This is a genomic window from uncultured Phascolarctobacterium sp. (genome assembly GCF_934190775.1).
Taxonomy (GTDB): Bacteria; Bacillota; Negativicutes; order Acidaminococcales; family Acidaminococcaceae; genus Phascolarctobacterium_A.
In genome coordinates, this window is sequence record NZ_CAKPTG010000007.1 from 1 (window position 1) to 14,632 (window position 14,632).

The following is a 14,632-nucleotide window of genomic DNA, read 5'->3' on the forward strand; positions in this document are numbered from 1 at the left end:
GCCAAAGCTCATAACAAGTTGGTACTCTAAATCCATCCATACCGAATGAATAACCACTAATTATATTATCAACCTCATTTGAATAATAATCGTCTCCATTTTCATCTTGATAATTAAACGTATTTAAATTAGCCCAAATCAAGCCTGTATTTCTATCAAAAAGAATTTTAGGTTTGTTTTTTATAAAATACCATCTTTGATTCTTGATGGCCTCAAGAATTTTTTCTACACCCGTCCCTCCTAATTCCATTATCCCTGCATTTATAGCTGCCAATTTTCCATCTATTACTGCCAATTTTGCAGCGATTTCCTGTCTTTGCGCTGAGTACTGTGCTTGCTCCAAATTTAATTCCTGTACTCTCTTGGCATTATTCTCATTTTCTATACCTTCACAAGCTGCTTCAATTTCACGAATCTTTTTTAACAAGCCATCTCTTTGCGTTGTTAATGATGCTAAATTACTCATAAAATTTTCCCTCCTGATTTTTTACTAAACTCTTTTACAAAATACATATTTTGCGCCATTTTTATCAAGTTAAATCAAAAAAAGCCAACCGTTAATATGTGTCTTCTCAAAAAGCCTGCGCCTCGCAGGTACATTCTTCAGCAAAACTCATAGCCAACGATTGACTTTTACATAAACCTTCCAACTCACGGAAACCAGCCCCTTAATTTCAATTTAGCTGCCTAAGGCGAACTTTGCTGACTAAAAAACAGCTTTGGTAAACTTGGAGATTCGCAATCTTTAATATCTTATTCTGATATGATTAGCGCCACCTTTTGGCAACTGAGGTAAATTCCTACTACTTAATTATAGCATATTATCAATATAATAAAAACGAGAAATGCCGCACAAAGCATCTAAATAAATTTTTAGCAGGACTGCAAAACGCAGCCCTGCCTGTTACCTTATAACTGTAAATAATCAATCAATACTAAACCGGCGTTATACCCGGCCAGCGAAGCAGTTGTCCTATCCATAGGATGCCACGAACCATCATCAGCCTGATATTGAACAACATAGCCTTTACCAGTAAGCAGACCTACAATACATTGCTTTCGACTTGTCTGTCCAGTGCTGCTTGTTAGAATCATGTCATATTCCACAATCGTTTGACCATTATTGCGCGACAAAATTTTTGCACTGCGACAATCAACATAACGATGTGCTCCTTGTCGTGAGAATACTTCCGGTATATATTTATCGCCATTCAAAAACGCTTGCGGATGAAATAAATTATAACGCGGTCCACTGCTATTCACATTGCTATTTGCATTGCTATTTGCATTGCTATTGCTGTATGTAGTTGCTTTACTATTGTTCTCTTCCTGCTGCATATTTAAAATGCCTTCCACATTATATTTATAGGCACCTGTATTGACGAGCAGCTTGCCTTTACCATTATCTAATTCCAACTGAGTCCAGTGTAAATTAAAGTCCTTGTATTTACTCTCTAAGAAATATTGGCACTCTACTGTCAAAACTTGCTTAGAATTCAATTTGAAGCCTTTTAAATCATTACGATCGCCAAAAGTAATAACATTAAATTTTTTAGGCGTTAGCAAGTCATTGCCAATTCTCAGGTTAACAGCAAGCTTATCAAGGTCTATTGTTTCATTTTTGCTCATATTAGTAAAAGCTATCGTTACACTATAAACCCAATCATCAAGCTTGCGTCGTTCAAGCACGGCAAAGCCTAGCTTGGTATCGCCAATTTGTTGAACTCGATAAGAAGCGTCACTGCAATCTAAATAAGCGGCTCCCTTATGAAATTCACCATCATTAGCCATGCCATACCAGTTTAAATCGTGCTGCAAAACAGCATTTTGGAATTCTACCTTTTCAAAGGCTTCCATTTCCATTAGTCCACTATTGTCAGAATATTTTTCCATATTAGAGCAAACTCTCTTAAGGTAAACATTATAAGCTTGCAGATAATCCTTCACGCTTTTGGCGTAATTAGCTATTTGGTAGCGTTTGACGGCTTTCTCCCCATCTTTTTTAGAAGGAGCATTATCCTTGCTTTCCATCATTTTCTTGCTGAAATCCCTAAAGCTCTCATTGGCCTTCGCTTCATCATATTTTTCATCACTCAGCTTGGCGATATTCTTTTCATTTTCTTCAATTAAACTCTTAATCTGCTTGAGCATTTTTTGTTTATCAATATTGCGATTTTCCAGCATGGCCTGAGCCTGCTCTGTTTCCATCTCAGCAACCTTCGTACTGTTGTTAAGATACATGGAATGTATTTTTTGCTCTTCTGACTTACCACAACCAGTAAGCACCACTGTTAAGATAAGCATTGCATAAAAAAACAGCTTTTTCACACTATGACCTCCCTATATAACTTTTCCAGTTAAATGTTTTATAAAATTGAGTACTATTGCAAAGGATCTGCTCCGTAGCGATTATCACCTACCGTACCAGGCGCAAACAATAAATACAACTCAAAAAAGCCATTGAGCAGTGGCACAAAGGTTAATAATACTAATAAGCCATCTTTGTCCAAATCGTGCAAGCGACGAACCGATATAGCACTATTTATCCAAACCAAAAGAGTAAAAGCTATTAAGCCTATGAAACAAGCCAGATAATCAATTGCTTCCATATAGTAATCATCTACAAACTCGTCGATGATGCAGGCGATAATAAAAAACACCAAACAACTACTCATGCTCTTGAGAAAATAATCCAATCTATTGATGCGTCCCTCGAAACTCAAAAACTGCTCTTTAAAAATCTCTTTATTCAAAGCAGGTTTACGTTCGGGATTATTCCCAAAAAGTCTGCTGAAGATTTCTTTAAAATCCTTGGGATTATCATTGCTATGAGCTTTTCCCAGCTGAAAACCACATTTTGTGCAAAATTTGACACCAATAGGATAAGTTGTACCGCACTTAGGGCAAATTACATTTGTCGGCTCAATCTTCGGTAACTGATCTGTCCCGCATACCGGACAAAACCTTCCCTGGTCGTCAATTTCGGCTCCACACTTAATACAATACTTTGACATAATATCTGCCTCCCTCTAATATTTTTTATTGCCGCTGCTTCTTACTTTCTCTCCTGCAGAAGCCGCACAGGGTCAACCCCCAAGGCCTGCGCCAGCAAAAATATAGACTCCATATTAAACGGTCCCTTACCGCATTCTATATCCGAGACGCGCGCCCTTGACATTTGGGCTTTCTCCGCCAGCTCGCTCTGCGTCATACTCAATGCTCTGCGATAATACATAATATTCAATCCAATAGTTTTATATTTTTCTTCAAACAAAAAGCATCACTTCTTATCTCTTCCCTTCTATTATGCACTAAAAAGATGGCTCTTGCGGTGCTTTAGATTTTATATATATGGAATATATTTGACATAAAATCCGCAAGCTTACTTGACCACCGCCTGCATTTAGTATAAGATGAAGCTAGAAACAATAATACCATGATAAAATTTCTTTTTTGTGATATTATAATGACGAAAAAGCAGATGCCGACAAAACATCAGCATCTGCTAGCAAAGTAAGCTTTTATATTTTTGCGAGGTGATATCCATGACGACTATGCAGCGCGCCTTTCCAGCGCCAGTGATTCCCCAATTCTTCACTAATAATGTCTGCGGCAATTATCAGATTCGCCGCTTTTTTAACGGTCAAGACGACTTTATCTGCACCCAAGGTCCCTTTCATACGCAAACCATCGCTTCACAAAGCGATAAAGACGTATCAGCCCCTTCCCTGGCCATTGCCTTCGCCAATATTGACGAAAACGATAAAACGCAGGTGCTTGCCTTCTGCAATGCCTATGGCCTGCCCTATTCTTCGCAGCGCTGCCTTGAGAAACGTGCACACCTTGATGACGAAAATCATTCTGTGCTCGTCAACGATTTCAGCTTTATCGACACTACCCTTTTTATGGGAGATATCCTTGTAGAAAAAGACTACGCTGCCAATGATGCCGAGGTTACCTTGAATTACACACTGTTCGAGGTAGACGAAATGGACATTATGAGCCTGCGTCTTTTTGCCCGCTGCGTCAAAATCGTCCGCAGCCTGCTTATTGTCCAAAGCTATCTCTTCCGGCACGAAGGGACGCAGGCAGGCGTTATCTATGCGCTTGCCTACCTGCTGCATTACAGCGCGCGTGGCATTCACTACCTGCTGCCGCGCATCGAAGCACCTACTCTCAGGACCGCAGAATACTTTGCTACACACAAGCGCATTTCGCACACGCAGCTGCTCAAGAATATCCGTAAAACAGATGCTGACTACGCCTGCCAGCTGCAAGACTTTCTCGCAATTGTAGACAAGCATATGCTGCACACGCTTGATGATTATGACAAGGACCTGCTGACGAAGAAAAAGCTTACTGCTATAATTCTCGCTGAAGATGTTCCAGGCATAAGCCTTGACCACGCTTTTGCCAGACGCGTCCTGCTCGACATCATCAACGATAATATCTATACCGCCAGACCGCAAATGGACCTGGCGCAAGAAAAATTTACCAGCGTTTGGCAATGCAGCTATCTTATGCAGGCAATTTATCTTGATTTATATCAGCTGCTGCTCAATCCGGGCGAATACCATCGCTGCGCCAATCCAGAATGCAGCAATTATTTTCTCATCAGTGGTAAGCGGGCGGACAAACGCTACTGCTGCAATCGCTGTGCTTCCAAAATGGGCAAGCAAGGCAAAACATACAGACCTCATAAGGAAAAATAAGCAACAAATTCAAGACACAAAAAAGCTCTCGGATTTCTCCGAGAGCTGATTGCCATAGTGGCGGAGTGGGTTGGTGTGGCAAAACCTGTGTGGAGTAAACCACTGTAACATTTCGCTATCCAATAACCACTTGATGAAATTCTTGTTGTATCTTGATTGAATTTCTATTTTCTATCAAGCCTAGAAACCCCATAACCAAGCGCTTTTTCACGAATTCTTGATGAAACCTTGTTGGAATTCAACTTATTTCTTGTTGGATTTTTTCCCCTTTCCAACAAGAATCCAATTCGAAACTTGCTGATTTGGAGAGTCTTTTATAATCTGACCTTTTAACGAAGCAGCTAAATTTTTCTTTAAGCGCAGATAAGCTTCATAGGCAGGAGTTGTGCCCTCAAGGAAGCCGCTCTGATAAGCATCACTTTTCTTTATATCATTGCGCTTTAAAATATAGCTTAGATTTTCAGCAGTAATACCATTACGGTTCCTTACAATATAAATAGCATCATTTCTATCATATTCGTCAAGCAATTCCGGATAGTGGGTCGTAAAAATCAGCGTACTGCCATTTTTATTCAGACTGCTATCCATGAAAAAGCGTATCAGTGTGACAACAATTTCTTTGTTAAAATGATTTTCAAGCTCATCAACCAAAATATAGCCACCTGATGCCAAGACCTCTTTGACTATAGAAAAAGTAATAATGCCTTTTATAGTACCAGAAGACAGATACTGTTCAAGCTCTACCGCATTATTTAAAATAATCTCTTCCTCATCCTTAAATTTCAAATGAATAGATGCCTTGTCTTCCACTTTTTCAAAGTATAATTTTTCGATTGTAGGATCAAGGAAAGCAATAACTTCTAACGGAATATCCTCAGTAAAAGGAAGAATATCAATATTGGTGTATGAAAGCAGGCTAAATACATCTATCTTATCATTTGCTTTCTTGTTATGAGCTATGATAAAGCTTACATCATCAGGCAGATAAGCCTCTTCTGTATTTCTTACTGCTATTGGACTAATAGCAGTAAAATCAGTAAGGTATTTTTTAGATTTAACGCTGCTAATAGGCTTTTCCCAGAGCTTTTCTTCAATTATAGAATATACATATCTCCCAGCTTTGGCTTTTTTAGAGGTAATTACAGTTTTCAAGCAGTAAACATTATTTTTTTTATCTAAAAAGCAGATTTTGAACGTTGCTCTCTCACAAGCTCCAAGAATATTCCTTGACTCTACGTGGTTGATAGGTTCATTACGCAAAATATTTAAAGCTAAATTAATTACCTTCAATACAGAAGTTTTGCCAGAAGCATTAATACCAATAAACGCACAAGCTGTATGCAGATAATAATTAGGCTCTATCTTATAGAGTTTTTCTTTATCATCTTCACCAACTCGTTGCTGAGTATAAAATAAAAGATCTAACTCCTGTTTAAATAAAGGCAAACCATTTACAGTTATCCGCAGTATTTTCATTGTATCATCTCCAACTAAAAACGGTTTTTGCGTTTTTATTTTCTACCGATTTTATTATATAACGTCTTTTTGGAAATTATCAACGGATTTTGCGTTTTTATTTTCTACTATCTCTTGTTCTGGCAAACAAAAAAGCTCTCGGATTTCTCCGAGAGCCGATTGCCATAGTTGGCGGAGTGGGTGGGATTCGAACCCACGCACGGGGTAAACCGTCTAACGATTTAGCAAACCGTCCTCTTCAGCCAGCTTGAGTACCACTCCATTAGACTACTTGTTTATTATAACAGATTCTTATCTAAATTGCAAGACCCTATTATAATTTTTTAATGGCGGAAAGGGTGGGATTCGAACCCACGGAAGGCTTGCACCTTCGCTAGTTTTCAAGACTAGAGCCTTCAACCACTCGGCCACCTTTCCATCAGAATTTTATTATACTTTAAAAACACGCTTACGTCAAGTACTTCTACCGCACCAAGCAATAAAGCCTTATTGCAACGCTTTATCCGTTACTGCAAGCAAGCTGTTTTCCAGCACTTCAGCATCTGCCAGTAGCTGCTGAAGCTCTGCTGCAACCTGTGCATTCCAAGCCTCGTCCTTAGTAAGTCCCAGGTTAATGCGTACGTTGTACTCCGCACAGCGTAATGCAGTACGTGCCAGCAGGCCACTGCAGGCACCGTCAGTAATCACGCCGGGGTTTCCTGCCACTACCAGCTTATCTGCCAGCTGCAGGACAGCAAAGGAGCTGCGGGCAATGTTCAGCGGCACAGTCGCTGCCTGCTTCGCAGCAGCGCGGATAGCCGCTGTACGTGCTGCCTTTTCTTCATCAGTAGCCTTGGGCAGCTTATAGCAGCTCATAAAGCTGTTGAAAACAGCTGCATCCTCATCTACCAGCTCCAACAGGCGCACACGCTCTGCCTCTGCCTGCTGCAGCAGCTCTTTAACCTCCGGCTCGCGGTCAGCGAACTTTTCCTTGCCAATCGTCAGATTGGCAACCATGGAAGCAAGTGCCGCCGCCAAGGCGCCGGCCATAGCAGCGCCGCCGCCACCGCCAGGGGCGGGCGCAGCGCTTGCAAGCTCAGTTAAAAATTCGTTACAGCTTAAATCGCCAAGCTTATTCATTAATCAATTTCCTCGTTTTTCTTTAACCATCTGCGTACCTGTACAACAGCAGCATATGCATCAAGCGGTTCCGGCGGCACCAAAAGGCCTAACGGCACCAGCCTGCGCCAGCCCTTCGGAGGGTTCTCCTGCCAATACAGGCTACGGGCTTCCTCCGTACTGTACGCTTCACCGACAAGCTCCGGCACCAGATTCGGATAAAGCTCGCGCAAAACTGCACCTATCGCCTTATTATTGGTACCGTTGCCCATGATAATTCCCTGCAGCTGAGTTGAACCGACAAACTGTCGCAGCTCTGCAGCCAGCTTATCCGTCATAGCAATATGCAAAGCCAGAATTTTGCCATCAGCGGCAACTAATGCCAAGCCTGTTTTGCTGCGCCCCGGATCTACGCCAAGATAACTACTCATTGATTGGGACCACCTCCAGCCTTACCCTTACAGGTCCGGCTGTCGTAATGTCGCCTTTAGCATAAGCACGCAGAATAAAGCTTCCTCTGGTACGACGCATCGAATTTGCTGCTTCAATCATTGTAGCTGCATCCATACTGCCAACCTTACCCGTCATCGGGTCAGGCAGCACACCGGCCTTTACTGCATTATGGTTAATCTGCGTCAGGAATTCCATAAGCACGCTTTCATAGCTCGGGCCGTTAGTCCCCAGATTATACTGCTCGCTGAAAATCAAGGTACCGTCAGGATAAATAAACTGATTATCTACCATTTCGATATCGCAGACCGCCAGCTCGCCAACTATAATATTAGCAACAGTGCGGATACGGAAAAGCATATTGCCCTTGCTTTTATCCAGTTTTGCTACAGCATTATCAACAACATTTTTACCAATCCAGATAGCCTGCAGGGGCTTTTGTTCATCGTGGATTACACCAAGGCGCTGCAGTGCCGCTTCATTGGCATTTTGCAGCAGCCAGTTCATCTGAATCATGTTTTCCTCATGCTTCAGACCACCGCGCATGATACCGGCAAAGACAACCTCACCGGCACGGTAATACACCTGACCTTCACGCATATTGATGATACCCTTACGCAAAGCCTCCGTGGTTTTTTCCAGCTCGCCAATTTCATTTGTCAGCTGCAGCTTAGATTGGGTAAGAGAATTTACCTCGCTCTGTGCCTGGCTGTACATATCATTAACCTGAGCCAGCTTAATTTCCATTGCATCATTTTCAGCAGTTGCTTCTTTGATTTTAGCATCAAGCTCACTGATTTTTTTATTCTGCTCGTCAACCTTGCCTTTGGCCTGCTCAAGTGCAGCATTCGTATCTGCCTTTTCTTTGTTTAAAAGCAGCAGCTCCTGCTGAATTTTTTCCATGCCGAACAAAGCTGTGCGTGCACTCTGTGATGCTATGGCCATAACACTGATAGTCAGAACAGCAATAATAGTACCGCCGAGTACCGTAAGTAATATGGACGTATGCTTTGGACGCAAGCCAAATACCGACATTCTTTTTTTGCCTATTTTACTGCCCATTTTATCGGCAAGATAGGCAATCAGGCCACCTACAATGGCCATAATGATAATTAATCTTATACCTACCAAGTACTCACCTCCATGACTAACTCACCTAAATTATTCAGGCATTTTTCTTTTTCATCAGATAAATACCAGCGCCTAAGCAAAGAATGTTAGGCAGCATGCAGGCCAACAACGGCGGCATTGCACCACCCTTACCTAAACCGGTAGTGAAGGTCATTATTGCGTAATAAATAAATATTACGATGATACTGATGCCCAGACCGATAGAAGAGCTGGTACGCTGCTTTTGAGTACCCAGGCAGGCACCAATCATAGCAAAGAAGAAGCTTGCCAGCGGAATATTGATTCTCATAAAGATTTCGCACCATTGACGTGCTGCTGATGTATGCTGCTCTTCCAGCATACTGATGTATTCGCGTAATTCGCGGATAGTCATTTCCTCAGGTTCTTTTTGCTCCCAGGAAATCTGCTTGGGCGAGAAGTTCAAGGGAATAATCTGTTCTTTGAATTTGGCACTGCTTTGTACGCCATCCTTGTCATCCAGCGCAAAAACGTTGCCATCTACAATACGCCAGCTGCCGTTTTCCCAGTAGCCTTCCTTAGCAGTCTGAATGCGGGAAATCTTGCCCTTATTGAACTCTTCAATAGTGATATCGGTCATCTTGCCAAGCTTTTCATCAAATCTGTTAGCATAGGTTACACGCTGGGTATCACCGCTGATAGTTTTGATAATAATATGGTCCTGTGTTGTCGGACGCGTATTGTGGCGTATTTCCTCGTTAAGAATCCGTGACGCCGTCGCCTTCGACGTAGGCACTACCTTTTCTGCCCAAATTACAGAGAACATGCTGACAAAAAAGCCTACTACCAACACCGGTGCAATAATACGGTAATAGCTGATACCGCCGGCCTTCATCGCCGTAATCTCACTGGAGCCGGAAAGCTTACCAAAGGCCATCAGCGCCGCCAACAGCATGGACATCGGGAAGGTGTAGTTGATAACCTCCGGCAGATTATACATAAATAAACGTGCTACAGTCTCGAGCGGAGCACCATATTTAGTCATGTATTGGGTAATTTTAAACAGCATTGTGCTGGCAATAAAAATACTGGAGAAAGCAGCAATGCCGAAAACGAAGGGGTATAAAAGCTCCTTCAGTACATAACGGTCTAATAATCGTAAGCGCACTTTTCTTCCTCCTGTTACATGCTAAAGTTATCGCCAAGATAATATTTACGTGCAACGGGATCATTAGCGATTGTTTCGCTGTCACCGTGCAGTAAAATATGACCTTCAGCCAAAATATAGGCCTTATCAACAATGCTCAATGTTTCACGAACGTTATGGTCCGTAATCAGCACGCCGATGCCGCGCTGCGCCAGATGCGCAATCATGCCCTGGATATCTGCCACAGCAATAGGGTCGATACCGGCAAAGGGTTCGTCCAGCAGAATGAAGGCCGGGTCGGTAGCCAACGCACGGGCAATTTCTACGCGGCGGCGTTCACCGCCGGAAAGCGCCTTGCCCTCGCTCTTGCGTACATGGTTCAGACGGAACTCATCAAGCAGAGCGTTCATTTTAGCTTCTCGCTCAGACGCATTCAGGTCAGTTGTTTCCAGAATCGCCATGATGTTATCTTCTACCGTCATTTTGCTGAAAATAGAAGCCTCCTGCGGCAGATAACCGATACCTGCACGCGCTCTTTGATACATAGGCATTGCGGAAATATCCTTGCCGTCGAGCATCACGGTACCTGCATCAGGCTTTTCAATACCGACAATCATATAGAAGGTTGTCGTCTTGCCGGCACCGTTAGGTCCCAAAAGTCCTACAACACTTCCCTGCTCTACACTGATGCTTACTCCGTCAACAACGTGACGGGTATTATAAATTTTTACCAGATTATCTGTTGTTATAACCAAAACTTTGCCCTCCGCTTCCTAGGCTAAAGCTTTATCATCTGCGCCCTGTTTTTCCTTGCCAGGCAGCGCAGGCTGTTTTTCAGGAATATAGATAATATCTACATTACCGTCAGCAATGGCCACGTTGGTGTTGGTCAGTCGCAGCTTGTCACCGGCAACGCTGTTGCCGTTCTGGGTTGCTTTGGCATTGCCGATAAGCTCTACGTAACCGCTGTTATCAGTTTTGTAGACTGCACTGTCAGCAGAAGCTGTCAGGCTGCGTGCATCACTGCGGATATCAACACCGCCATAAGCATTGGCAACTCCCTGTGCCATATTGTAATCAATTCTTGCCGCATTCAGCACGCTGCCGTCGCTGTCAGTAAGACGCGCCCAGCCGCCGATAGTTTCGGCAAATTCGCGCGCCTTGTAGTAATCAACTCTGTCAGAGCTCAGGCTTTTGCCTGCTTTGGTAATCATAGCGCCGCCTACAGCCGACAGGTCATTTTCATTGTGCACGATAAACTCATTGCACACAATATGTGCGTCGTCGCGGTCAGCAATAACGTTGCCGGTAAGCACACCGCTCTTGGTTTTACTGTTGAACTTAGCATAATCAGCAGTAGCCCTGCCGCCATCCTGCATCAGCACAACATTGCCTTTTGCTACGGCTTCACCGCTGCCAAGATCATATTCCAGCTCATCAGCCTTAACGCTGAAGTTTCCCGGAGCAGCAAAAGCAGTTGCTGTTATGCCTGTAGCCAGCATAGCTGCCGCCAGTGTCAGCAGTAATCTATTTTTATTAGCCATCTTATTCGCCGCCTTTCTCAACTTTAGCATTGCCCTTAAGCTTAATATGCTTAAAAGCACTGGTAGTTTCTGCACTATCCGCAGTTGCGGTATAGTCATCCTTATGCATTTTAAAATTACCTGTAGCTGTAATCAGCTCTTTGTCCTGATTCCAGGTAATTTTATCAGCATAAAGCTCACCGCCAGTATTCAATATAGCCTTAATATTGCCTTCCAGGGAAAAATCATTGCTCTTCATGCCGGCGCTGCCTTTATCTGCCGAAATATCGAGGAAGCTGCCGTCTGCACGGTAAATTTTGCCCTTAATGCCCTTCAGGTAGGCTGTATTTTTAGCCTTATCATTAACGACCTCTTCTACCGTAAACACCCACAGCTTTTTGCCGTCCTTCTCCCTTTGCAGCACACTGTTTTTCAAGGAAGCATTAATCTGCGCTGTAACGCCGTCGCCAGGCTTTATAGACACAGGCTTGTCGCCGCCCAGCAGCAGCCAGGCAATAACAGCACCGGCAACTACAAGTCCTGCCAGTACTGACAGAATAACTTTCTTATCTTTCATCTGCCTGCTTTTCCTCCTCCGGTGGGGTATAAGGTGTATTCCAGCGATGCTGGAACCATAACCAGTTATCAGGATATTCCTTGATTATTTTTTCAACTTCCTGAGTCATCTTCAGGGTAACATTATAATCATCCAGCTTTTGGTCGCCGGTGAATTCATAATGTATCGGGTCACGCACAATTGCCTTATGACCATAGCCGTCAGGCTTACGAACTATGAAAATCGGGATAATGGGTGCTTTGAACTTGCGGGAAAAATACGCCGGACCGTTAGGTGTAGATGCCATCTTACCCAGGAAGGGAACGAAAATGCCATCATAACCGCCATCCTGGTCAGCTATCAGTCCTAGCATGCGTCCTTTTTTCATAGCTCGCGCACAGCCAAGGATTTCGCTTGTGCCGCGCGAAAAGATTTCCTGACCAACGCCCTTGCGCAGCTCATTCATAAAATCGCTGTAAACACGGTTAGGCTGCGGTTTTTCTACCGCGCTCAGCGGGAAGCCGTTCAGCGCCAGTGCAGCGCCCAGCCATTCCCAGTTGTCCATATGGCAGGCCAGCATAACAACGCCATGCTTCTCCTTGAGCGCATCCCACAGAACCTCCGGACGGTCAAAGGTTACCAGACCGCGGATATTATCCTTGTTCAGCGCAGGCATGTACATGATTTCCATAAAGGTTATGCCAAGCTTTACAAACAGCGATTTTATGGTTGCCTCTGCCTGCTCCTGACTATAGCCTAAACGCTCGCGGATAGTTTCCTCAGCACGCACACGCTGCTTCTTGGCAATTTTATGATAGAGGTGGCCCATACCCTTACCAATAACCACAACTGCTTTATAGGGCAGCCAGGAAATTACGGTACTCATAGTTTTTAATAAATAATAAAGCCACATTATTGTCTATCTCCTTGTCCGGAATTAATGTAGGAATCAATAACAGAATCCAACTTTCCCTGTGCATCTAACAGCAGATCAACAGCCTCTCTTACAGCACCTTTACCGCCATCATTAATCAATACAAAGTCACACATATCAATTACTGCATCAGCAGCATCGGCCGGAGCAAAGGACAGTCCGCAAATATTCATAGGTGCAAGGTCATTGAGGTCATCGCCTACATAAGCAATTTCCTCTAAATCAAGTCTGTAGGAATCAGCTATTTTTTCTAACGCCGCTGCCTTATCACGCACACCCTCCAGTACGCAGGTAATGCCTAATTCCGCAGCCCTTCTGCGTACAATCTCGCTTTTACGCCCGGTGATGATGCAAACATCTATGCCGTTGCGCATAGCATAGCTTATGCCCATGCCATCCTTAGCATTAAAGCCCTTGAACATCTCACCGTCATTGCCCATGTAAATTGTGCCATCAGTCAGCACGCCATCTACATCAAGAGCCAGCATACGAATCCCTTGTGCTGCATCAGCAAACGCTTCCATGAACTCATCGAATTCACAAAAATCATCATCCTCGTCATCTTCATCAAATATAGATTCTATCTCATCATCAAAAGACAATATTTCTTCATGTCTGTTTTGCTTATTGCCAAAGGGAAATTCTAAGATTTTTTTCATTACACCACTCCCTGTCTTACCAGGTCGGTCATATGCAGCAGGCCTATAACCTTATTGTCTTTGTCAATAACAGGCAATACGGTAATCGGTTTCGGTTTGTTGCTTTCCATAAGATGCAGAGCCTGCGCTGCCAGCTTGTCTTCGGTAATTGTTTTCGGAGATTTCGTCATCAGCTCGCAAACAGGACGCTGCAGGAAATCAACACCCTTGCTCAGACCGCGGCGGATATCACCATCAGTCAGCACACCCTGCATAACGCCGTCCGCATCAACAACGGATACAGCACCCAGACCTTTGTCGGTGATTACAAACAAAGCATCCTGTACCTTGGTATCTGCCAGCACAGTCGGGTTATCCTCGCCCTTATGCATAATGCTGCCTACGGTCAAAAGCAGCTTGCGTCCCAGGCTGCCGCCCGGATGGAAGATAGCAAACTGACTTGCGGTAAAGTTGTGCTTTTTAAGCAGCGCCAAAGCCAGCGCATCGCCATAGGCCAGCGCTGCAGTCGTGCTGCTTGTCGGTGCAAGACCAAGCGGGCACGCCTCCTTGCTGACACCTACATTAAGTACAACGTCGGCATTTTTGCCTAAGGTAGAATCAGGCTTGCCGACCATAGCGATAATCTTGGCACCAATGCGGCGCAAGGACGGCAGGATATTCAAAACCTCGCCGGTTTCACCACTGTTGGAAAGCGCAATAACAACGTCGCTTTCCGTAACCATGCCCAGGTCACCATGAATGCCCTCTGCAGGATGCAGATAAAAGGACGGTGTACCGGTACTGGCTAAGGTTGCTGCCATTTTGCGGCCAATCAGACCGGATTTACCCATACCGGTAATAACGGTACGGCCCTGGCAATCTAAAATCAGTTTTACTGCTGCAGCGAAATTTTCATCTACACGCGGCACCAGCTCTAAAATTGCTTCTGCCTCCATGCGCAGAACATCCTGTGCATGCTTTAGCATTGCTTCCATGTTCTCACCCTACC

16 protein-coding genes and 2 tRNA genes are annotated in these 14,632 nt (G+C 43.9%); 1 reads left to right on the top strand and 17 read right to left on the bottom strand.

The genetic code is table 11. The annotated features are described in order from the left end of the window. From Q0G26_RS05190 to Q0G26_RS05205, 4 genes are all read right to left on the bottom strand, one after another. Positions 1-466: hypothetical protein (locus Q0G26_RS05190; RefSeq protein WP_293829045.1), on the bottom strand; the 466-nt coding region annotated here is incomplete at its 3' end. A 443-nt stretch (positions 467-909) separates the two neighbouring features. Continuing rightward, a complete protein-coding gene (locus Q0G26_RS05195) occupies positions 910-2,328 on the bottom strand; it encodes a hypothetical protein (protein WP_293829046.1) in 1,419 nt (472 codons plus the stop codon). Between the two features lie 53 nt (positions 2,329-2,381). Continuing rightward, positions 2,382-3,014 (bottom strand): zinc-ribbon domain-containing protein, encoded by a 633-nt coding sequence (locus Q0G26_RS05200; protein ID WP_021720659.1) that lies wholly within the window; start codon positions 3,012-3,014, stop codon positions 2,382-2,384. A 41-nt stretch (positions 3,015-3,055) separates the two neighbouring features. Next, positions 3,056-3,274, bottom strand: coding sequence for a helix-turn-helix transcriptional regulator (locus tag Q0G26_RS05205; protein WP_277258900.1), 219 nt, complete (start codon positions 3,272-3,274; stop codon positions 3,056-3,058). Between the two features lie 271 nt (positions 3,275-3,545). Between Q0G26_RS05205 and Q0G26_RS05210 the strand changes: the two genes are divergently transcribed. Further along, positions 3,546-4,712 carry a hypothetical protein gene (locus Q0G26_RS05210; protein ID WP_293829047.1) on the top strand — a complete coding sequence of 389 codons (1,167 nt, stop codon included), beginning with the start codon at positions 3,546-3,548 and terminating at the stop codon, positions 4,710-4,712. 243 nt (positions 4,713-4,955) lie between these two features. Here Q0G26_RS05210 and Q0G26_RS05215 read toward each other — a convergent pair whose 3' ends face one another. The 13 genes from Q0G26_RS05215 to Q0G26_RS05275 all read right to left on the bottom strand — a co-directional run bounded on the left by Q0G26_RS05215 (position 4,956) and on the right by Q0G26_RS05275 (position 14,618). Then, positions 4,956-6,188 (bottom strand): AAA family ATPase, encoded by a 1,233-nt coding sequence (locus Q0G26_RS05215; RefSeq protein ID WP_293829048.1) that lies wholly within the window; start codon positions 6,186-6,188, stop codon positions 4,956-4,958. A gap of 169 nt (positions 6,189-6,357) precedes the next feature. Further along, positions 6,358-6,449: transfer RNA gene (locus Q0G26_RS05220), tRNA-Ser, on the bottom strand. Between the two features lie 66 nt (positions 6,450-6,515). Continuing rightward, positions 6,516-6,605 (bottom strand) — tRNA-Ser (locus Q0G26_RS05225). 69 nt (positions 6,606-6,674) lie between these two features. Next, entirely contained in the window at positions 6,675-7,307 is a 633-nt protein-coding gene (locus tag Q0G26_RS05230; protein WP_293829049.1) for a cyclodeaminase/cyclohydrolase family protein, read from the bottom strand. After that, complete coding sequence (locus tag Q0G26_RS05235; protein WP_293829050.1) at positions 7,307-7,717, bottom strand: pre-16S rRNA-processing nuclease YqgF; 411 nt, start codon at positions 7,715-7,717, stop codon at positions 7,307-7,309. Before Q0G26_RS05235 ends, Q0G26_RS05230 begins: the two co-directional genes overlap by 1 nt. Further along, entirely contained in the window at positions 7,710-8,867 is a 1,158-nt protein-coding gene (locus Q0G26_RS05240) for a DUF3084 domain-containing protein (RefSeq protein ID WP_293829051.1), read from the bottom strand. Before Q0G26_RS05240 ends, Q0G26_RS05235 begins: the two co-directional genes overlap by 8 nt. A gap of 34 nt (positions 8,868-8,901) precedes the next feature. Next, the gene (locus tag Q0G26_RS05245) at positions 8,902-9,993 is read right to left on the bottom strand and encodes an LptF/LptG family permease (RefSeq protein ID WP_293829052.1); all 1,092 of its coding nucleotides are present in this window, start codon (positions 9,991-9,993) and stop codon (positions 8,902-8,904) included. Positions 9,994-10,007: 14 nt separating this feature from the next. Beyond that, the gene (gene lptB, locus Q0G26_RS05250) at positions 10,008-10,727 is read right to left on the bottom strand and encodes an LPS export ABC transporter ATP-binding protein (protein ID WP_021720668.1); all 720 of its coding nucleotides are present in this window, start codon (positions 10,725-10,727) and stop codon (positions 10,008-10,010) included. Positions 10,728-10,745: 18 nt separating this feature from the next. Next, entirely contained in the window at positions 10,746-11,516 is a 771-nt protein-coding gene (locus tag Q0G26_RS05255; protein ID WP_293829053.1) for an LptA/OstA family protein, read from the bottom strand. 1 nt (position 11,517) lies between these two features. Further along, entirely contained in the window at positions 11,518-12,072 is a 555-nt protein-coding gene (lptC, locus tag Q0G26_RS05260; RefSeq protein ID WP_293829054.1) for an LPS export ABC transporter periplasmic protein LptC, read from the bottom strand. Further along, a complete protein-coding gene (locus Q0G26_RS05265) occupies positions 12,062-12,964 on the bottom strand; it encodes a lysophospholipid acyltransferase family protein (protein ID WP_293829055.1) in 903 nt (300 codons plus the stop codon). Before Q0G26_RS05265 ends, lptC begins: the two co-directional genes overlap by 11 nt. After that, positions 12,964-13,509, bottom strand: coding sequence for an HAD-IIIA family hydrolase (locus Q0G26_RS05270; RefSeq protein ID WP_366517742.1), 546 nt, complete (start codon positions 13,507-13,509; stop codon positions 12,964-12,966). The genes Q0G26_RS05265 and Q0G26_RS05270 overlap by 1 nt, the downstream gene beginning before the upstream one ends. Before the next feature lie 134 nt (positions 13,510-13,643). Beyond that, the gene (locus Q0G26_RS05275; RefSeq protein WP_293829057.1) at positions 13,644-14,618 is read right to left on the bottom strand and encodes a KpsF/GutQ family sugar-phosphate isomerase; all 975 of its coding nucleotides are present in this window, start codon (positions 14,616-14,618) and stop codon (positions 13,644-13,646) included. Positions 14,619-14,632 lie beyond the last annotated feature (14 nt).